This window comes from Pseudomonas sp. REP124, assembly GCF_020164475.1.
In the GTDB taxonomy this organism is placed as follows: Bacteria; Pseudomonadota; Gammaproteobacteria; order Pseudomonadales; family Pseudomonadaceae; genus Aquipseudomonas.
The window spans coordinates 1-19,454 of the sequence record NZ_JAIQWX010000121.1; the positions used below are offsets into that span (position 1 = coordinate 1).

Below are 19,454 nucleotides of genomic sequence, written 5' to 3' on the forward strand. Positions count from 1 at the left end.
TCGCGATCGGGGCGACACGGTCTACCTGAAAGCCCCCGACAAGCGTGTTAACATCGCTACCTTTTTTGCACGATTGACCGATTGAGAGCTGAGCACTGATGGCCACCAGATCCGTTGTACTCGATACCGAAACCACCGGCATGCCGGTGACCGACGGCCACCGGATTATCGAAATCGGTTGTGTCGAGTTGATCGGTCGACGTCTGACCGGTCGCCACTTTCACGTTTACCTGCAACCTGATCGCGAGAGTGATGAAGGGGCCATCGGCGTCCACGGCATCACCAACGAATTCCTGGTGGGCAAGCCGCGTTTCGCCGAGGTAGCCGAAGAGTTCTTCGAGTTCATCCAGGGCGCACAGCTGATCATCCACAACGCGGCGTTCGACGTTGGCTTCATCAACAACGAATTCGCCCTGATGGGCCAGCACGATCGTGCGGACATCACCCAGCATTGCAGCATCCTCGACACCCTGCTGATGGCCCGGGAACGTCACCCCGGACAGCGCAACAGCCTCGACGCCCTGTGCAAACGCTATGGCGTCGACAACTCCGGCCGTGAACTGCACGGCGCCTTGCTCGACTCCGAGATTCTCGCCGACGTCTACCTGACCATGACTGGTGGCCAGACCAGCCTTTCGCTGGCGGGTAATGCGTCCGATGGCGAGGGTGGTGGTAGCTCGTCCACTGAAATTCGTCGTTTGCCGGCGGGTCGCACGCCGGGCCGGATCATTCACGCTACCGAGGATGACTTGGCGGCGCATGCGGCGCGGCTGGCAGTGATCAGCAAGTCGGCGGGGGCGCCGGCGTTGTGGCTGCAGCTGGCCGAGGCCGAAGCTCAAGCCTGACCACGATCCCAGTAGGAGCGAGCAAGCTCGCGATGGTAGACCGGGCACCGCGGGGAATCAGGCTGCCCGCGTTATCGTTGACCTCCATCGCGAGCTTGCTCGCTCCTACAGTCGGACGAAGGCTGCACGGCGGCTCGTGACCCTTTTCAGTGCAGCGCACTCGCCACATCCGCTTCGACCCTCTACCCTGAGGTCATTGGCAGGCTCTGGTCTGCCGCCTCAGGACACTGAGCCCCATGTATAAAGATCTGAAATTCCCGGTCCTGATCGTCCACCGCGACATCAAGGCCGACACCGTCGCCGGCGATCGTGTGCGGGGTATCGCTCGGGAGCTGGAGCAGGAAGGTTTCAGCATCGTCTCGGCGATGGACTACACCGAAGGACGCCTGGTCGCGTCGACCCATCACGGTTTGTCGTGCATGTTGATCGCGGCGGAAGACGCCAGCGCCCACTCTCATTTATTACAGAATATGGCCGAACTGATCGGGCTCGCCCGGGTGCGTGCGCCGGATCTGCCGATCTTCGCCCTGGGCGAGCAGGTCACGCTGGAAAACGCGCCCGCCGACGCCATGGCCGAACTCAATCAACTGCGCGGCATCCTTTATCTGTTCGAAGACACCGTGCCGTTCCTCGCGCGTCAGGTGGCGCGGGCTGCGCGCAAGTACCTGGACGGCCTGTTGCCGCCATTCTTCAAGGCGCTGGTGCAACACACCGCCGACTCCAACTATTCATGGCATACCCCTGGGCATGGCGGCGGTGTGGCCTATCACAAGAGTCCGGTAGGGCAGGCCTTTCACCAGTTTTTCGGGGAAAACACCCTGCGCTCGGACTTGTCGGTTTCGGTACCCGAGCTGGGCTCGCTGCTCGATCACACCGGGCCTCTGGCGGAGGCCGAGGCCAGGGCGGCGCGCAACTTCGGCGCCGATCACACCTTCTTCGTCATCAATGGCACCTCGACCGCGAACAAGATCGTCTGGCACTCCATGGTGGCCCGGGATGACCTGGTGCTGGTGGATCGCAACTGTCACAAGTCGGTGCTGCACTCGATCATCATGACCGGCGCCATCCCGCTGTACCTGTGCCCGGAGCGCAATGAGCTGGGGATCATCGGCCCGATTCCCCTGAGCGAATTCAGCCCGGAGTCGATCCAGGCCAAGATCGACGCCAGTCCGCTGACCCAGGGCAGGGCGCCTAAGGTCAAACTGGCGGTGGTAACCAATTCGACCTACGACGGTCTGTGCTACAACGCCGAGCTGATCAAGCAGCAACTGGGCAATAGCGTCGAGGTGCTGCATTTCGATGAGGCCTGGTACGCCTACGCGGCGTTCCATGAGTTCTTCACCGGCCGCTACGGCATGGGCACGTCCTGCAGCGACGACAGCCCGCTGGTGTTCACCACCCATTCGACCCACAAGCTGCTGGCGGCCTTCAGTCAGGCGTCGATGATTCACGTGCAGGATGGCGGCGCCCGGCAGCTCGACCGGGATCGCTTCAACGAAGCGTTCATGATGCACATCTCCACCTCGCCGCAGTACGGCATCATCGCCTCGCTGGATGTGGCCTCGGCGATGATGGAAGGCGGCGCCGGGCGTTCGCTGTTGCAGGAAATGTTTGACGAAGCCCTGAGCTTTCGCCGGGCGCTGGCGAACTTGCGTCAGCACATCGCGGCGGATGACTGGTGGTTTTCCATTTGGCAGCCACCTTCCGCGGAAGGTATCGACAGGGTGGAGACGGCGGACTGGTTGCTGCAACCTGGGGAGGACTGGCACGGCTTCGGCGATGTCACCGACGATTACGTGCTGCTCGACCCGATCAGGGTCACGCTGGTCATGCCCGGGCTTAACGCCGGCGGCGCACTCAGCGAGCGCGGAATTCCCGCAGCGGTGGTCAGCAAGTTCCTTTGGGAACGCGGGCTGGTGGTGGAGAAGACCGGTTTGTATTCGTTCCTGGTGCTGTTCTCCATGGGCATCACCAAGGGCAAATGGAGCACGCTGCTCACCGAATTGCTGGAGTTCAAGCGCAGTTACGACGCCAACGTCAGCCTGGCGAGCTGTTTGCCCTGCGTTGCGCAACAGAATATCGCGCGCTATCAGGGCATGGGCTTGCGCGATCTATGTGATCAATTGCACGCTTGCTATCGCAGCAATGCCACGGCCAAGCATCTCAAACGCATGTACACGGTGCTGCCGGATGTCGTGATGAAACCTGCCGATGCCTACGATCATCTGGTGCGCGGCGATGTCGAAGCGGTGTCGATCGATGCTCTGGACGGGCGCATTGCCGCCGTGATGCTGGTGCCTTACCCGCCGGGAATCCCGCTGATCATGCCGGGTGAACGCTTCACCGCAGCAACCCGCTCGATCATCGACTACCTGGCGTTTGCCCGCACGTTCGATAGCACTTTTCCGGGGTTCGTTGCCGATGTGCACGGATTGCAACATGAAGACGAGGGCAATGGGCGGCAGTACACCGTCGATTGCATCAAGGAATAAGGACGTTACACAGTATGCAAGTAGACATGAAACCCAATCATCCGGGGCTCTCGGTGCGGGTCGCCGACGAAAGCTTCGCCGACTATATCTGGGGCAGTGATTTCAGTTTTGAAGTTTCAGCCTACGGCGCGCCGCAGATAGGTGAGCCGGTGGAACGATGGCGGGTGACCCCGATCACGCCCTACCGAAAATGCTATGGCATCGACCCTGAAGAGTTCAGCAGTTTTCGCGATGCCGCCGACAGTGCGATTTTCATGGCGTGGCTGGACGACGAGCCGGTCGGACATCTGGTGATCAGCACCAACTGGAACGGTTTCGCCCATATCGACGAACTGGCGGTGCACGCACCGGCGCGACGCCATGGCGTGGCCAAGGCGTTGCTGGATGTGGCGCAGTTCTGGAGCCGCAAGAAGAAACTGCCGGGCATCATGCTCGAAACCCAGAACAACAATCTCGGCGCATGCCGGCTCTATGAGCGTTGCGGGTATGTGATCGGCGGCATCGACCATATGCGCTATCGAGGCATTGATCCGAATACCGCAGAAGTCGCGCTGTTCTGGTATCGCGTGTTCGATAATCCGCTGGAAAATCCGGTCAGCTCGCCATCATCGCCACGGCTTGTTCCGTGACGATTTCCAGCAAGGCCTGAACGGCGGGCGAAGGCTCGCCGTTTTTCAGTGTCAGGGCGTAGACGCTGATCGGCACGGCGGGGGACAGCGGGCAGGCGTCCAGCCCCGCGGCCTTGGCGCCGAGGGCGGTGAAGGGGTCGACGATGGCCAGGCCTTCCCCGGCCTCGACCATGCTGCGCATCATCTGGTGGGTCTGGACCCGTGTCTGAATCACCGGAGCGGGGCGCAGGGCATGTAGTTTGTGCTCAAGGGCCGGGCTCAGCGGATCATGACCCTCGAGGCCGACCATCGCCTGGCCCGCCAGATCCTGCAACGAAATGTATTTCTGCTTCGGCTGCAGCCAGCCGTGGGGCGCGAGCAATTGCAGTTTGCCCTGAGCGATGACCTGACACTGGATCTCGTTGCGATCCGGATCATGCAGGCTCAGGCCCAGGTCGCTTTCACGCAGCAACAGGCTTTTGACGATGTCGCGGGTGGGCTGGCTCAGCAGCGTGCAGGGCGCGTCGGGCAAGCGACGGCGCAGGGCCGCGATGCTTTGGGGCAAGAGTTGTTGGGCCAGCGGCGGGGTGCAGATGATGCGCAACGGTGGCGCCAGGTATTGCCGCAGGCTGCTGGCCAGCCGCTGGACCGGCTCGAGCGCATCGTAGACATGGGCGATTTCGACTTGCAGTTCCCGTGCTTCCCGGGTGGCCTGCAAGCGTCCGCGAACGCTGGAAAACAGCATGAATCCCAACTGATCCTCGGCCTCGCGCAAAATCCGTTCGACCTCGGTCACGGGCAGCTGCAACCATTCGGCGGCGGTGCCCAGATGACCGGTCTGCAGGAGCGCCTGGATCACTTCGATATGGCGTAAACGCATGCGTGAAGTCCATGTTCAGCAGGTGAAGGAGTCAGCGTCTGAATCCTAACCCATGTCCGAGCGTGTGACTTCTGCTCATATGGCCCCATTCAGGACGCGGCGATCGATTCCGGTTCGCGGGTCAGCGTGACGCCCGACTGTACCAGTTGGAACTCGCTATCGGTGAGCTTGTTGACGCGGTCGCCGTGGGCCAGTTTGTAGGTGGTGACCGGTGCGCCGTCTACCGACGCGGTGGAGTCCTGGAACTCATGCACCGAATAAATGCGGCCTTCTGCGTCTCTTGCATGGAATTGACCGACGAGTACTGCTGCCATCTGCTTAAAACCTCTGGAGATAAAACGCGGGGGGTTGCGGTTTTTGTAGACCGCTACCGGACGCGGGAAGTTTTCCCGGGCAAAAAAAATATTCAGGAACCGGATATACCTATGTTCACTGGTTCAAATGTCATCTGATCATCTATAACTAGAGGCTCCTCCCACGGACAAACGAGAGTTTCTCATGAGCAATGTCTATACCGTCGCCGTAGTGGTCGGCAGCCTGCGTCAAGCCTCGATCAACCGCAAGGTCGCCCTCGCGCTGGCGGATCTGGCGCCGGCCAACCTCAAGCTGAAAATCGTCGAAATCCGGGATCTGCCGCTCTACAGCGAAGATATCGATGGTGAGACTCCGCCGGCAGCCTACAGCACTTTCCGACAGGAAGTGCGCTCATCCGACGCAGTGCTGTTCGTCACCCCCGAATACAACCGCTCCATTCCAGCGCCGATGAAAAACGCCGTTGACGTAGGCTCGCGTCCCTATGGCCAGGCCGTCTGGAGCGGCAAGCCGGGCGCGGTGATCAGCGTTTCGCCGGGTGCCGTCGGCGGCTTTGGTGCAAACCATCACCTGCGCCAGTGCATGGTTTTTCTCGACGTTCCGCTGATGCAGCAACCTGAAGCCTACGTTGGCGGCGCAGGTACCGCGTTCGACGAATCCGGCAAGCTGTCCGATTCGTTGCGTCCATTCCTGCAGAAGTTCATCGACGGCTTCGGCAAGTGGGTCGAGCAACACAAGAAAGTCTGATTCCCGTGAGTGATCTGTAGCAGCTGCCCGGCAGCTGCTACCCCTGTCTGGCGGATGCCTATGCTGGTTGCTGCACTGATTTTCCTGCTGACCATCACCCTGGTGATCTGGCAGCCCAAGGGCCTCGGCGTCGGCTGGAGCGCAGTATTCGGCGCGGTGCTGGCATTGCTGTTCGGCGTCGTCCATCTCTCCGACATTCCCTTGGTGTGGCAGATCATCTGGAATGCCACCGGCACCTTCGTGGCGTTGATCATCATCAGCCTGTTGCTCGACGAGGCCGGTTTTTTTGCCTGGGCGGCATTGCACGTGGCGCGCTGGGGAAGGGGCAACGGACGCAAGCTGTTCGCCTGCATGGTGTTGCTCGGCGCGCTGGTGTCGGCGCTGTTCGCCAACGACGGCGCGGCGCTGATCCTTACGCCCATCGTGATCTCCATGCTGGTGGCCTTGCGCTTTTCCCGGGCGGCAACCCTGGCGTTCGTCATGGGCGCCGGCTTCATCGCCGATACCGCGAGTCTGCCGCTGGTGGTCTCCAATCTGGTGAACATCGTTTCCGCTGATTTCTTCGATATCGGTTTCAACCGCTATGCGATGGTGATGATGCCGGTCAATCTGGTCAGCGTCGCCGCGACTTTGGTTGTACTGATGTGGTTTTTCCGTCGCGACATTCCCGCGGACTATGACCCGGGGCAGTTGGAGCATCCGGCGTCCGCCATTCACGACAAGGCGACGTTTTATGCCGGTTGGGCGGTGTTGGTGATTCTGCTGCTCGGCTGTTTTGCGCTGGAACCGTTGGGTATTCCGATCAGTGCGATTTCGGCGGTGTGTGCGGCGTTGCTGCTGTTCATTGCAGGAAGGGGGCACAAGATCTCCACGCGCAAGGTCATGAAAGGCGCGCCGTGGCACATCGTGATTTTCTCCCTGGGCATGTACCTGGTGGTGTACGGCCTGCGCAATGCCGGGCTCACTGACTATCTGGCCGGGTGGCTCAATGGTTTCGCTGACTATGGCGTTTGGGGCGCAGCCATGGGCACCGGGGTGCTGACGGCGTTGTTGTCGTCGATCATGAACAATTTGCCGACGGTGTTGATTGGTCTGCTTTCGATAGATGCCAGCCAGGCGACCGGGGTGGTCAAGGAGGCGATGATCTATGCCAACGTCATCGGCAGCGACCTGGGGCCGAAAATCACCCCGATTGGCAGTCTGGCGACGTTGTTGTGGCTGCATGTGCTGGAGCGCAAGAACATCCGGATCGGGTGGGGCGCTTATTTCCGGGTGGGGATCGTGTTGACGGTGCCGGTGTTGTTGGTGACGTTGGTGGCGTTGGCGGTGCGGTTGTCCGTTTGACCCTTGGGGTGACAACCTGAGTCTTCCTGATGCACACCGACCCAATGTGGGAGCGGGCTTGCTCGCGAAGACGGCCTCACAGACAACCTAATTCTTCCTGATGTACACCGAACCATTGTGGGAGCGAGCCTGCTCGCGAGCTTTTTGGCTGAGTACATATCCATTGCTGCGGTAACGGCCACTTATGGTTCCGCTCTTACAGCGGGTCACTTTGAAGAGCGCAAAGTAACCAAAGCGCTCGTGCCCCTGACGTTCGGTGCCTCGCCTAGGCTCGGCATGCCCTCGCTCCGGTCCTGGTCCGTGGGCCCGCCGCCATCGGCCATCCATGGCCGGGGGCGACTACCCGGCATCCATGCCGGGTTGCCCACTGCGCAGAACCTCCACTCGGCCTCACGAGGGGGCGAATATCGCGTGTACCTGTAGGAGCGAGCATGCTCGCGATGGTGGTCAACGATGACGCGGTGTGTCTGGTGCCCCGGTGGTGTCTGGACATTTATCGCGAGCAGGCTCGCTCCCACAGAGTCTGTGATGAACACAAAATTGGTGATTTACACCGAACCACTGTGGGAGCGGGCTTGCCCGCGAAGGCGGCCTGGTCGACAACCTGATTCTTCCTGATGTACACCGAACATTGTGGGAGCGAGCCTGCTCGCGATGGTCGCCAACGATGACGCGGGCTGCCTGATGCCCCGTGGCGTTCTGTCGTCCATCGCGAGCAAGCTCGCTCCTACAGGGGTTGTGTGTCCGGCCAGAGGTCCGACACCAGGAACAGTCGCTCGGCTTCTTCCCAATCGCCATCGGCATTTTCCGTCAGCCGCACCAGCAATTGCGCCGGTGCCACGGGCGACAACTCACCCAGCCACGTCTTCAACTGCCCGGCATTCCAGGTGTGTTCCGCAGGGTAGTGCGCCGGTGCCAGCCACGCGTGGCGGGGCAGGGGTTGCCAGCGCCCGGGCGGGCTTTGCGCGATGAATGCAGGCCAATCCTTCTGATGCAGCCAGCGACCGCGCAAGTGCCGCGGGTGCGCGCCGCGGGGCGACTCTGCATGCCCCGGCCATGGATAGAGCAGGTAGCCGCCCAGCCACAGGTGCGCATCGAACTGCTGGATATCCAGCGCCGCCAGCATTTCGCGGCTTTCCGGGCGTGCGGAAATCGGCAGTTGATGTTGGCTCAGGTGCGTCAGTTTGCGGTCCAACCGATCATGGCAGCCGGGTCCGAGCCACTGCGCGGTGTCGAGTCCATCGCCATTCTGCGGACCCAGGTACAGCTTGATCGCCAGCTCCAGGTGATGCACGCCGTCGCGATCGCGCAGCAGCATGTCCAGCTCGCCCAGGGTGTGGCCTTCGCGGCGGATCGGCATGTTTGCGGCGATCAACTCGACACCCGGCGCATGCTCGACGGCAAACTGCCAGAGGCGCTCGTAATACAGGCCCAGGCGCCGGGTCCGGGCCTGGGACAGCCAGTGCAGCAAGCCGTAGCTGTCCTGATCCAGGCGGCGCAACCATTGTTCCAGGCGGTCCGGCGCCTGCACCCAGTCGCTACCGGCCAGCGGATGGCGCTGCGGCCACGGTGCGTCGACGAGCATCGGCGGGGCGAGGATGACCCACGCCAGGTCGCGCACTTCGGGGTGGCGCAACTGGTGGGGTAACTGCGACAACTCTGGAAATAGGATCATCTTGCGAGCATAGCCTCAAACAGGAGTACGTCCCTGTCGCTGAAAGGATTTTGTCTATCACAAGCTTTCGCCCATAATCGTGCTTTTCGCCGTCGCAGAGCTTAGGGATCCCATGGAGCAATTTCGTAATATCGGCATCATCGGTCGCCTGGGCAGCTCTCAGGTGCTGGATACCGTCCGCCGACTGAAGCGTTTTCTGCTCGACCGTCACTTGCACGTGATCCTCGAAGACACCATCGCTGAAGTCCTGCCGGGCCACGGCCTGCAGACCTCGTCGCGCAAAATGCTCGGCGAAGTATGTGACATGGTGATTGTGGTCGGCGGTGATGGCAGCCTGCTCGGCGCCGCCCGGGCGCTGGCCAGGCACAATATTCCGGTGCTGGGCATCAACCGTGGCAGCCTGGGGTTCCTCACCGACATCCGTCCCGATGAACTGGAAGTCAAGGTCGCCGAAGTGCTCGACGGCCATTACCTGGTGGAAAACCGCTTCCTGCTGCAGGCCGAAGTCCGTCGCCACGCCGAAGCCATCGGCCAGGGCGATGCGCTGAACGATGTGGTCCTGCACCCCGGCAAATCCACGCGGATGATCGAATTCGAGCTGTACATCGACGGCCAGTTCGTCTGCAGCCAGAAGGCCGACGGCCTGATCGTCTCCACGCCGACCGGCTCCACCGCCTACGCGCTGTCCGCCGGCGGTCCGATCATGCATCCCAAGCTCGACGCCATTGTAATTGTGCCGATGTACCCCCATACCTTGTCGGGCCGGCCGATTGTGGTCGATGGCAACAGTGAGCTGAAGATCGTCGTGTCCAAGGATATGCAGATTTACCCGCAAGTCTCGTGTGACGGGCAGAACCACTTTACCTGTGCGCCCGGCGACACCATTACCATCAGCAAGAAGGCCCAGAAGTTGCGGCTGATCCACCCGCTCGACCACAACTACTACGAAGTCTGCCGGACGAAGCTCGGCTGGGGCAGCAAGTTGGGTGGTGGAGGCGACTGATGCTCGATCCCGCGCGTAGCTACGACCTGATCGGTGACGTGCACGGTTGCGCTCTGACCCTTGAGCATCTGCTCGACCGGCTCGGTTATCACAAACAAGGCGGCGTCTGGCGCCATGCCTCGCGCATGGCGGTGTTCGTCGGCGACATCATCGACCGTGGCCCGCGAATCCGCGAGGCGCTGCACATCGTCCACGACATGGTCGAGGCCGGTCAGGCGCTGTGCATCATGGGCAACCACGAATTCAACGCCTTGGGCTGGGCCACGCCGGCACTGCCCGGCAGCGGCAAGCAGTTCGTGCGCGAACACACCCCGCGCCACGCCCGTTTGCTGCATGAAACCCTGACCCAGTTCGAACAGCATCCCGGCGACTGGCATGACTTCCAGCAGTGGTTCTACGAGCTGCCACTGTTCGTCGATGCCGGTCGCTTCCGCGTGGTTCACGCCTGCTGGGACGCGGGCCTGATCGAGCCGCTGCGCGCGCTGTTCCCCGACGGTTGCGTCGACGAGCACTTCCTCCAGGCCTCGGCCGAGTCGGGCAGTTTCGCCTGCACCGTGTTCGATCGCCTGCTGCGCGGCACCGACATGCGCCTGCCCCATGGCATGACCATGACCAGCGGCGATGGCCTGATCCGTTCGTTCTTCCGCACCAAATTCTGGGAAGACGACCCGCAAACCTACGGCGATATCGTTTTCCAGCCTGATGCGCTGCCGGAACCGGTCGCGCAGACGCCGCTGTCCTCCACCGAAAAGAACAACCTGCTGCGTTATGGCATAGATGAACCGTTGCTGTTCGTCGGCCACTACTGGCGCAGCGGCAAACCGGCGCCGATTCGCCCCAACCTGGCCTGCCTGGATTACAGCGCCGTGCTTTACGGCAAGCTGGTGGCCTATCGCCTGGATCAGGAAACGCGGCTCGATCCGCACAAGTTCGTCTGGGTCGATGTCGAGCGACCGGAGGTATTGCAATGAGTACGGTCGCAGTATTGCGTCTGCCGCTGGCGGTGGACTTGAGTGGTTTCGTCACGTTGTTGCGGCGCATGCAGGTGCCACACCGCGTCAGCGAAGAAGCGGGCGAGCAGGTGCTCTGGGTGCCGGACAACATCAGCGAAGACGTGCGTGCCCTGTACGAACGCTTCCCGGCCGGCGATCCCGATCAGCAACTGGACATCCCCGTGGCGCAAACCACTACCATGCGTCGTCCCGGTTTCCTTGAGCAGGTGCGTTATGCCAAGGCAACTGCGGCCATTTTGCTGCTGAGCATACTGGTCGGCGCGCTGACCATGCTTGGCGAAAACTTCAGCACGATGCGCTGGCTGACCTTCCTCGATTTCCGGGTGGTCGGCGAGTACATCCACTTCAGGCCCCTGGCCGATAGTCTGGCGGCGGGGCAGTGGTGGCGTCTGGTCACACCGATGCTGATCCACTTCGGCATCCTGCACCTGGCCATGAACGGCATGTGGTACTGGGAGCTGGGGCGGCGCATCGAATCGCGCCAGGGCACCATCAATCTGGTCGGTCTGACCCTGCTCTTCAGCCTCGTGTCCAACTACTCGCAATATCTTTATACCGGCCCGAGCCTGTTCGGCGGATTGTCCGGCGTGCTGTACGGCTTGCTGGGACATTGCTGGATCTTCCAGCTATTGGCACCGAACGCCGCTTATCGCCTGCCACGCGGCGTGCTGGCGATGATGCTGATCTGGCTGGTGGTCTGCATGTCCGGGCTGGTTTCGGCGATCGGCTTCGGTGAAATCGCCAACGCGGCCCACGTCAGCGGGTTGCTCGTCGGATGCTTGACCGGCTTGTTGGGTGGTTTGTACAACCGCCGTAAACTGGCCGCCTGAAACAGTTTATGTAAATAGAGAACGCGGAGACCCAATGTCCTCTTTTAACGAAATGATCAAAAACATCACTCCCGACATCTACCAGAGCCTGAAACTGGCGGTGGAGATCGGCAAATGGTCCGACGGCGGCAAACTCACCGCCGAGCAGCGCGAGCTGTCGCTGCAGGCGATGATCGCCTGGGAAATCCAGAACCTGCCAGAGGAAGAACGCACCGGTTACATGGGCCCTCAGGAGTGTGCGTCGAAGTCGATCGAAGTGCCGAATATCCTGTTCAAGTCGGATGCCATCCATTGATCGAGATTGGCCGCGGTGCAATAAGCAAAATGTCGGCGCGCCTGGACGGGCCGAACGTGCAATACGCATTTCGTCTGGGCGACGTCGAGGTGCCGGTCAATCCGTTGATCGGGACTACGGTGCGCCTGGAATACCTGGGGGCGATCCACTGCACCCATTGCGGACGCAAGACCAAAACCAGTTTCAGCCAGGGTTACTGCTACCCGTGCATGACCAAGCTGGCCCAGTGCGACGTGTGCATCATGAGCCCGGAACGCTGCCATTTCGAGGCCGGCACCTGCCGGGAACCAGAGTGGGGCGAGAAGTTCTGCATGACCGATCACATCGTCTACCTGTCGAATTCTTCCGGGGTGAAAGTCGGGATTACCCGCGCCACCCAGTTGCCGACTCGCTGGATCGATCAGGGTGCTCGCCAGGCATTGCCGATCATGCGTGTCGCCACCCGCCAGCAATCCGGTTTCGTCGAGGATCTGTTCCGCAGCCAGGTGGCCGACAAGACCAACTGGCGTGCCTTGCTCAAGGGCGAAGCGGCGTCGGTGGATCTGGCCGGAGTTCGCGACCAGTTGTTCGCCAGTTGCGCCGATGGCCTGCGCGCGTTGCAAGAGCGATTCGGCCTGCAGGCGATCCAGCCGGTCACCGATATCGAACCCATTGAAATCAGTTACCCGGTCGAGCAGTACCCGGCCAAGATCGTCAGTTTCAACCTGGACAAGCAGCCGATTGCCGAAGGCACGCTGTTGGGCGTCAAGGGTCAGTACCTGATCTTCGACACCGGCGTGATCAACATTCGAAAATACACGGCCTACCAGCTCGCCGTGCATCAGTAAAAGGACTCCAGCATGCGTACCGAACAACCGAAGATGATCTACCTCAAGGACTATCAGGCGCCCGAGTACCTGATCGACGAAACGCACCTGACCTTCGAGTTGTTCGAGGACCACAGTCTGGTCCATGCGCAACTGGTGATGCGCCGCAACCCCGAGCGTGGCCCGGGCCTGCCGCCGCTGGTGCTGGACGGCCAGCAGATGGACCTGTTGTCGGTCACTCTGGCCGACCGGGAACTGAGCGCTGCCGATTACCAGTTGACCGAAAACCACCTGACGCTGCACCCGACCAGCACTACTTTCACGGTCGACACCAGCGTACGCATTCACCCGGAAACCAACACCGCGCTGGAAGGCCTGTACAAGTCCGGCACGATGTTCTGCACCCAGTGCGAGGCCGAGGGTTTCCGCAAGATCACCTATTACCTCGACCGCCCGGACGTGATGAGCATGTTCACCACCACCGTGGTCGCCGAGCAGCACAGCTACCCGGTGCTGTTGTCCAACGGCAACCCGATCGCCAGCGGTCCCGGCGAAGACGGCCGGCACTGGGCAACCTGGGAAGACCCGTTCAAGAAGCCTGCCTACCTGTTTGCGTTGGTAGCCGGTGACTTGTGGTGCGTCGAAGACACCTTCACCACCATGACCGATCGCACCGTGGCGCTGCGCATCTATGTCGAACCGGAAAACATCGACAAGTGCCAGCACGCCATGAACAGCCTGAAAAAGTCCATGCGCTGGGACGAAGAGGTGTACGGTCGCGAGTACGACCTGGACATCTTCATGATCGTCGCCGTGAACGACTTCAACATGGGTGCAATGGAGAACAAGGGGCTCAACATCTTCAACTCCAGCGCCGTGCTGGCCAAGGCCGAGACGGCCACCGACGCCGCGCACCAGCGCGTCGAGGCGATCGTCGCCCACGAATACTTCCACAATTGGTCGGGCAACCGCGTGACCTGCCGCGACTGGTTCCAGTTGTCGCTCAAGGAAGGCTTCACCGTCTTCCGCGATTCGGGTTTCTCCGCCGGCATGAACTCGGCCACGGTCAAGCGCATCCAGGACGTCGCCTACCTGCGCACCCACCAGTTCGCCGAAGATGCCGGCCCGATGGCCCACGCCGTGCGTCCGGATAGCTTCATCGAGATCTCCAACTTCTACACCCTGACCGTGTACGAAAAGGGCTCGGAAGTGGTCGGCATGATCCACACCTTGCTAGGTGCCGAAGGCTTCCGCAAAGGTAGCGATTTGTACTTCGAGCGCCACGACGGCCAGGCCGTGACCTGCGATGACTTCATCAAGGCCATGGAAGATGCCAACGGTGTCGACCTGACCCAGTTCAAGCGCTGGTACAGCCAGGCGGGTACGCCGCGTCTGGTGGTCAGCGAGTCCTATGATGCCGCAGCGAAAACCTACAGCCTGACCTTCCGCCAGAGTTGCCCGCAGACTCCGGACAAGGTCGAGAAACTGCCGTTCGTGATTCCGGTCGCGCTGGGTCTGCTGGACAGCAAGGGCGCCGAGATGCCGTTGCGTCTTGCCGGTGAAGCGGCGGCGCAGGGCACTTCGCGGGTCATCTCCGTGACCGAAGCCGAACAGACCTTCACCTTCGTCGACATCGCCGAACAGCCGCTGCCATCGTTGATGCGTGGCTTCTCGGCGCCGGTGAAACTGAGCTTCCCGTACAACCGCGATCAGCTGATGTTCCTGATGCAGCACGACAGCGACGGCTTCAACCGCTGGGATGCCGGCCAGCAACTGTCGGTGCAGGTGTTGCAGGAATTGATTGCCCAGCAGCAGAAGGGCGAGACCCTGGTACTGGATCAGCGTCTGGTGTCGGCCCTGCGCACGGTGCTCTCGGACGAGTCGCTGGATCAGGCGATGGTCGCCGAAATGCTCTCGCTGCCAAGCGAAGCCTACCTGACCGAAATCAGCGAAGTGGCGGATGTCGAGGCCATCCACAACGCCCGCGAGTTTGCCCGCAAGCAACTGGCCGATGCGTTGTTCGAAGGTCTGTGGCTGCGTTATCAGGCCAACCGCGACCTGTCCAAGCAGACCCCGTACGTGGCCGAAGCCGAGCATTTCGCCCGTCGCGCACTGCAGAACATTGCGCTGTCGTACCTGATGCTCAGCGGCAAGCCAGAAGTGCTGGCAGCCACCCTCGAGCAGTTCGATGCCTGCGACAACATGACCGAGCGCCTGACCGCGCTGGCGGTGTTGGTCAACTCGCCGTTCGAAGAGCAGAAAGCCAAGGCGCTGTCCGGATTCGCCGCGCATTTCAGCGACAACCCGCTGGTCATGGATCAGTGGTTCAGCGTGCAGGCCGGCAGCGTATTGCCGGGCGGCCTGGACCGGGTCCGCCAGTTGATGGAGCATCCCGCGTTCAACATCAAGAACCCGAACAAGGTGCGCGCGCTGATCGGTGCGTTCGCCGGGCAGAACCTGATCAACTTCCATGCAGCGGATGGTTCGGGCTACCGCTTCCTGGCCGATCTGGTGATCGAGCTGAACGGCTTCAACCCGCAGATCGCATCCCGCCAACTGGCACCGCTGACCCGCTGGCGCAAATACGACGCCGCGCGTCAGGCGTTGATGAAGGGCGAGCTGGAACGCATCCGGGCTTCGGGGCAGTTGTCCAGCGATGTGTTCGAAGTGGTCAGCAAGAGCCTGGCCTGACTCGCCCCCTGTAGGAGCGAGCATGCTCGCGATGGAGAACAACGATAACGCGGGGCATCAGACATCCCGCGTCATCGTTGACCACCATCGCGAGCATGCTCGCTCCTACAGGGTTTGTGGGAACATCAGTCCTCCCAATACCCAATCATTCATAAACACCACATCCCCCGGCGGTTAACAAAACATAACGTGCCGTCGATTGTCAGGTCTTCAAAAACACCGATAGGATAAGCCAGCTTCCGAAGGGGCTCTGGATTGCGGGTTTCAGGACTATGCTCTGAAACGATGCACTGAAACTGTCGTCCGGGCGTGTACCCTTGCGGCGCCCTGAAAGGTTGAATGACCTAACAATAATAATGGGGGAAGGTCTATGAGTGAGCCTGTCATGGGTGTGGGTACTTGCCGCCCGCCGGCACTGCGTAAATTCGCGATGCTGGCTACAGCGCTCTCGCTGTTGGGCTGTGCCGTTTGGTCGGCGCCAGTGTTGTCGGCTGACGCGCCGGCATCCGATGTCGTTTATTCCGTTGAATCGGCCAAGGCCAGCAAAAGCCTGGTGCTCGACGTCGCTCATGCAGGCAAGCGCCTGGTGGCGGTCGGGGATCGCGGGCACATTCTCTATTCCGATGACCAGGGTTCGACCTGGACCCAGGCCAAGGTGCCGACCCGGCAACTGCTGACCTCCGTGTTCTTTGTCGATGACAAGCACGGCTGGGCCGTCGGTCATGACGCGCAGATCCTCGCCAGCGAGGACGGCGGCGTCACCTGGACCAAGCAATTCGAAGATCTCAAACGCGAATCGCCGCTGCTCGACGTCTGGTTTCAGGACGCCAGTAGCGGCTTTGCCGTGGGCGCTTACGGCGCTCTGTTGGCCACCACCGATGGCGGGAAAAACTGGGAAGACGTCAGCGACCGTCTGGACAACGAAGACCAGTACCACCTCAACGCCATCGCCGCAGTCAAGGATGCCGGGCTGTTCATCGTGGGCGAGCAGGGCAGCATGTACCGCTCTGCCGACTGGGGCCAGACCTGGGAAAAACTCGAAGGCCCATACGAAGGTTCGCTGTTCGGTGTAATCGGCACTGCTCAGCCCAATACCCTGTTGGCCTACGGCCTGCGCGGCAATCTTTACCGCTCCACGGATTTCGGCAGCACCTGGGAGCAAGTCGAACTCAAGGCTGAACGCGGCGCGCTGGAGTTCGGCCTGTCCGGCGGCACGCTGCTCGAAGATGGTTCGATCGTGATCGTCGGCAACGGCGGTTCGGTGATCAGCAGCAGCGACAACGGCGAAACCTTCAGCGTCTTCAACCGTCGCGATCGCATCTCCATCTCGTCGGTGGTCGGCGCCGGGAACGGCAATCTGATACTGGGTGGGCAGGGCGGCGTTCGCGCCACTTCGCCAAACGGCGCCGAGCTGGGCAAATGAGCCAGGTTAATAATAAGAAGGCGGGGCTATGACTTCCTTGAGCACTCATCATCAGGACAAGGCGACGTTTCTTGAGCGCCTGATTTTCAACAACCGCCCGGCAGTGATCACCATCTGCCTGTTGGTCAGCATCTTTCTTTTCTGGCAGGCCACGCTGATCCGGCCGTCCACCAGCTTCGAAAAAATGATCCCGCTGGAGCATCCCTTCATCCAGAAGATGATGGAGCACCGCAACGATCTGGCGAACCTGGGCAACACCGTGCGGATTTCCGTGGAAGCCACCGACGGCGACATCTTTTCCAAGGAATACATGGAGACCCTGCGCCAGATTCACGACGAGGTGTTCTACATTTCCGGCGTCGACCGTTCCGGCCTGAAGTCGCTGTGGAGCCCGAGCGTACGCTGGACCGAAGTGACGGAGGAGGGCTTCGCCGGTGGTGAAGTGATTCCGCAGAGCTACAACGGCTCCGAGCAAAGCCTCGACATGCTGCGCAACAACGTGCTCAAGTCCGGGCAAATAGGCCGATTGGTATCCAACGACTTCAAATCGAGCATCGTCGATATCCCGCTGCTGGAGTCCTACCCGGACCCGCAGGACCAGGGCAAGTTGCTGTCCCTGGACTACCGCAAGTTCTCCCACGATCTTGAAGACAAGATCCGCGACAAGTTCGAAAAACAGAACCCCAACATCAAGATTCACATCGTCGGTTTCGCCAAGAAGGTCGGTGACCTGATCGACGGCCTGGTGATGGTGGTGATGTTCTTCGGCGTCGCCTTCGTCATCACCCTGATCCTGCTGTACTGGTTCACCAACTGCATGCGCAGCACCGTGGCGGTATTGAGTACCACGCTGGTGGCGGTGATCTGGCAACTGGGCCTGATGCACTTCTTCGGTTTCGGTCTCGATCCGTACTCGATGCTGGTGCCGTTCCTGATCTTCGCCATCGGTATTTCCCACGGCGTGCAGAAGATCAACGGTATCGCCCTGCAATCCAGCGAAGCGGACAACGCCCTGACCGCGGCGCGCCGCACCTTCCGTCAACTGTTCCTGCCAGGGATGATCGCGATCCTCGCCGACGCGGTGGGCTTCATTACGCTGCTGATCATCGACATCGGCGTGATCCGCGAGCTGGCCATCGGTGCCTCCATCGGCGTGGCGGTGATCGTGTTCACCAACCTGATCCTGCTGCCGGTGGCGATTTCCTATGTCGGCATCAGCAAGCGTGCGGTCGAGCGCAGCAAGAAGGACGCACACCGTGAACACCCGTTCTGGCGCCTGCTCGCGAACTTCGCCAGCGCCAAGGTGGCGCCGGTGTCGATCCTGCTGGCCTTGATCGCCTTCAGCGGCGGCCTCTGGTACAGCCAGAACCTGAAGATCGGCGACCTTGACCAGGGCGCGCCGGAACTGCGTCCGGACTCGCGCTACAACAAGGACAACAACTTCATCATCAGCAACTACTCCACCAGCTCCGACGTTCTGGTGGTGATGGTCAAGACCAAGTCCGAAGGCTGCTCGCGCTACGAAGCCATGGCGCCGATCGACGAGCTGATGTGGAAGATGCAGAACACCGAGGGCGTGCAGTCGGCGATTTCCCTGGTGACCGTGTCCAAGCAGATGATCAAGGGCATGAACGAGGGCAACCTGAAGTGGGAAACCCTGTCGCGTAACCCGGATGTGTTGAACAACTCCATCGCCCGTGCCGATGGCCTGTACAACAACGATTGCTCGCTGGCGCCGGTGCTGGTGTTCCTCAACGACCACAAGGCCGAGACCCTGGATCGTGCGGTACATGCGGTGCAGGAGTTCGCCAAGGAGAACAACAAGGACGGCCTGGAGTTCATCCTTGCCGCCGGTAACGCCGGGATTGAAGCGGCCACCAACGAGGTGATCAAGAAGTCCGAGCTGACCATCCTGATCCTGGTGTACATCTGCGTGGCGGTGATGTGCATGATCACCTTCCGTTCCTGGGCGGCGACCCTGTGCATCGTGCTGCCGCTGGTGCTGACGTCGGTGCTGGGCAACGCCCTGATGGCCTTCATGGGTATCGGCGTGAAAGTCGCGACCCTGCCGGTCGTGGCCTTGGGTGTGGGGATCGGCGTGGACTACGGCATCTACATCTACAGCCGCCTGGAAAGCTTCCTGCGCGCAGGTCTGCCGCTGCAAGAGGCCTACTACCAGACCCTGAAATCCACCGGTAAGGCGGTGTTGTTCACCGGTCTGTGCCTGGCCATCGGTGTGTGCACCTGGATCTTCTCGGCGATCAAGTTCCAGGCGGACATGGGCCTGATGCTGACCTTCATGTTGCTGTGGAACATGTTTGGTGCGCTGTGGCTGCTGCCGGCGCTGGCTCGGTTCCTGATCAAGCCGGAGAAGCTGGCGGGGCAGAAGGGTAATTCGTTGTTTGCTCACTGATCCCTGGCGCTAACGAAAAAGCCGCAACTCAGGTTGCGGCTTTTTTATTTCCCGGTTCACACCTAACCCTGTGGGAG

Annotated in this window: 16 protein-coding genes; 13 read left to right on the forward strand and 3 right to left on the reverse strand. The window is 61.1% G+C overall.

Annotated features, from left to right (window positions below; translation table 11 throughout):
* Window positions 1-98: 98 nt before the first annotated feature.
* The 3 genes from dnaQ (at window position 99) to K9857_RS23340 (ending at window position 3,966) form a co-directional block, all read left to right on the forward strand.
* Window positions 99-845: a DNA polymerase III subunit epsilon gene (gene dnaQ / locus K9857_RS23330; protein WP_224539752.1), complete on the forward strand. Its 747-nt coding sequence runs from the start codon at window positions 99-101 to the stop codon at window positions 843-845.
* A 236-nt stretch (window positions 846-1,081) separates the two neighbouring features.
* The gene (locus K9857_RS23335; protein ID WP_224539754.1) at window positions 1,082-3,337 is read left to right on the forward strand and encodes an Orn/Lys/Arg decarboxylase N-terminal domain-containing protein; all 2,256 of its coding nucleotides are present in this window, start codon (window positions 1,082-1,084) and stop codon (window positions 3,335-3,337) included.
* A 14-nt stretch (window positions 3,338-3,351) separates the two neighbouring features.
* Window positions 3,352-3,966, forward strand: a complete 615-nt coding sequence (locus tag K9857_RS23340; protein WP_224539756.1) for a GNAT family N-acetyltransferase — start codon at window positions 3,352-3,354, stop codon at window positions 3,964-3,966.
* Here the strand turns inward: K9857_RS23340 and K9857_RS23345 are convergent.
* The gene (locus K9857_RS23345) at window positions 3,932-4,825 is read right to left on the reverse strand and encodes a LysR substrate-binding domain-containing protein (protein WP_224539758.1); all 894 of its coding nucleotides are present in this window, start codon (window positions 4,823-4,825) and stop codon (window positions 3,932-3,934) included. The two genes, K9857_RS23340 and K9857_RS23345, sit on opposite strands and share 35 nt — an antisense overlap.
* Window positions 4,826-4,914: 89 nt before the next feature.
* The gene (locus tag K9857_RS23350; protein ID WP_224539760.1) at window positions 4,915-5,139 is read right to left on the reverse strand and encodes a hypothetical protein; all 225 of its coding nucleotides are present in this window, start codon (window positions 5,137-5,139) and stop codon (window positions 4,915-4,917) included.
* Window positions 5,140-5,323: 184 nt separating this feature from the next.
* Between K9857_RS23350 and K9857_RS23355 the strand changes: the two genes are divergently transcribed.
* Together K9857_RS23355 and K9857_RS23360 are read left to right on the forward strand one after the other, a co-directional pair.
* Window positions 5,324-5,884, forward strand: coding sequence for an NADPH-dependent FMN reductase (locus K9857_RS23355; protein ID WP_224539762.1), 561 nt, complete (start codon window positions 5,324-5,326; stop codon window positions 5,882-5,884).
* 60 nt (window positions 5,885-5,944) lie between these two features.
* A complete protein-coding gene (locus tag K9857_RS23360) occupies window positions 5,945-7,228 on the forward strand; it encodes an arsenic transporter (protein ID WP_224539764.1) in 1,284 nt (427 codons plus the stop codon).
* Window positions 7,229-7,955: 727 nt separating this feature from the next.
* Here the strand turns inward: K9857_RS23360 and K9857_RS23365 are convergent.
* Window positions 7,956-8,903, reverse strand: coding sequence for a DUF1853 family protein (locus K9857_RS23365; protein ID WP_224539766.1), 948 nt, complete (start codon window positions 8,901-8,903; stop codon window positions 7,956-7,958).
* Between the two features lie 112 nt (window positions 8,904-9,015).
* Here K9857_RS23365 and K9857_RS23370 point away from each other — a divergent pair, with 112 nt between their 5' ends.
* The 8 genes from K9857_RS23370 (at window position 9,016) to K9857_RS23405 (ending at window position 19,377) form a co-directional block, all read left to right on the forward strand.
* Complete coding sequence (locus tag K9857_RS23370) at window positions 9,016-9,906, forward strand: NAD(+) kinase (protein ID WP_224539768.1); 891 nt, start codon at window positions 9,016-9,018, stop codon at window positions 9,904-9,906.
* On the forward strand, window positions 9,906-10,877 hold the full coding sequence (locus K9857_RS23375; RefSeq protein WP_224539770.1) for a metallophosphoesterase: 972 nt from the start codon (window positions 9,906-9,908) through the stop codon (window positions 10,875-10,877). The genes K9857_RS23370 and K9857_RS23375 overlap by 1 nt, the downstream gene beginning before the upstream one ends.
* The gene (locus tag K9857_RS23380) at window positions 10,874-11,749 is read left to right on the forward strand and encodes a rhomboid family intramembrane serine protease (protein WP_224539772.1); all 876 of its coding nucleotides are present in this window, start codon (window positions 10,874-10,876) and stop codon (window positions 11,747-11,749) included. The genes K9857_RS23375 and K9857_RS23380 overlap by 4 nt, the downstream gene beginning before the upstream one ends.
* A 34-nt stretch (window positions 11,750-11,783) precedes the next feature.
* Complete coding sequence (locus K9857_RS23385) at window positions 11,784-12,044, forward strand: YeaC family protein (RefSeq protein WP_019579318.1); 261 nt, start codon at window positions 11,784-11,786, stop codon at window positions 12,042-12,044.
* Window positions 12,041-12,871 (forward strand): DUF2797 domain-containing protein, encoded by an 831-nt coding sequence (locus tag K9857_RS23390; RefSeq protein ID WP_224539775.1) that lies wholly within the window; start codon window positions 12,041-12,043, stop codon window positions 12,869-12,871. Before K9857_RS23385 ends, K9857_RS23390 begins: the two co-directional genes overlap by 4 nt.
* Window positions 12,872-12,883: 12 nt before the next feature.
* A complete protein-coding gene (pepN, locus tag K9857_RS23395; protein WP_224539777.1) occupies window positions 12,884-15,541 on the forward strand; it encodes an aminopeptidase N in 2,658 nt (885 codons plus the stop codon).
* 370 nt (window positions 15,542-15,911) lie between these two features.
* The gene (locus K9857_RS23400; RefSeq protein ID WP_224539778.1) at window positions 15,912-16,964 is read left to right on the forward strand and encodes a WD40/YVTN/BNR-like repeat-containing protein; all 1,053 of its coding nucleotides are present in this window, start codon (window positions 15,912-15,914) and stop codon (window positions 16,962-16,964) included.
* A 28-nt stretch (window positions 16,965-16,992) separates the two neighbouring features.
* Window positions 16,993-19,377: an efflux RND transporter permease subunit gene (locus K9857_RS23405; RefSeq protein ID WP_224539781.1), complete on the forward strand. Its 2,385-nt coding sequence runs from the start codon at window positions 16,993-16,995 to the stop codon at window positions 19,375-19,377.
* Window positions 19,378-19,454: the final 77 nt, after the last annotated feature.

Excerpts from the sequence above, each read along its gene's own strand:
- dnaQ (WP_224539752.1), top strand. The coding sequence starts at position 99 with ATGGCCACCAGATCCGTTGTACTCGATACCGAAACCACCGGCATGCCG.
- K9857_RS23405 (WP_224539781.1), top strand. The coding sequence starts at position 16,993 with ATGACTTCCTTGAGCACTCATCATCAGGACAAGGCGACGTTTCTTGAG.
- K9857_RS23350 (WP_224539760.1), bottom strand. The coding sequence starts at position 5,139 with ATGGCAGCAGTACTCGTCGGTCAATTCCATGCAAGAGACGCAGAAGGC.
- K9857_RS23360 (WP_224539764.1), top strand. The coding sequence starts at position 5,945 with ATGCTGGTTGCTGCACTGATTTTCCTGCTGACCATCACCCTGGTGATC.
- K9857_RS23375 (WP_224539770.1), top strand. The coding sequence starts at position 9,906 with ATGCTCGATCCCGCGCGTAGCTACGACCTGATCGGTGACGTGCACGGT.
- K9857_RS23370 (WP_224539768.1), top strand. The coding sequence starts at position 9,016 with ATGGAGCAATTTCGTAATATCGGCATCATCGGTCGCCTGGGCAGCTCT.
- K9857_RS23340 (WP_224539756.1), top strand. The coding sequence starts at position 3,352 with ATGCAAGTAGACATGAAACCCAATCATCCGGGGCTCTCGGTGCGGGTC.
- pepN (WP_224539777.1), top strand. The coding sequence starts at position 12,884 with ATGCGTACCGAACAACCGAAGATGATCTACCTCAAGGACTATCAGGCG.
- K9857_RS23385 (WP_019579318.1), top strand. The coding sequence starts at position 11,784 with ATGTCCTCTTTTAACGAAATGATCAAAAACATCACTCCCGACATCTAC.
- K9857_RS23380 (WP_224539772.1), top strand. The coding sequence starts at position 10,874 with ATGAGTACGGTCGCAGTATTGCGTCTGCCGCTGGCGGTGGACTTGAGT.
- K9857_RS23335 (WP_224539754.1), top strand. The coding sequence starts at position 1,082 with ATGTATAAAGATCTGAAATTCCCGGTCCTGATCGTCCACCGCGACATC.
- K9857_RS23400 (WP_224539778.1), top strand. The coding sequence starts at position 15,912 with ATGAGTGAGCCTGTCATGGGTGTGGGTACTTGCCGCCCGCCGGCACTG.
- K9857_RS23345 (WP_224539758.1), bottom strand. The coding sequence starts at position 4,825 with ATGCGTTTACGCCATATCGAAGTGATCCAGGCGCTCCTGCAGACCGGT.
- K9857_RS23355 (WP_224539762.1), top strand. The coding sequence starts at position 5,324 with ATGAGCAATGTCTATACCGTCGCCGTAGTGGTCGGCAGCCTGCGTCAA.
- K9857_RS23365 (WP_224539766.1), bottom strand. The coding sequence starts at position 8,903 with ATGATCCTATTTCCAGAGTTGTCGCAGTTACCCCACCAGTTGCGCCAC.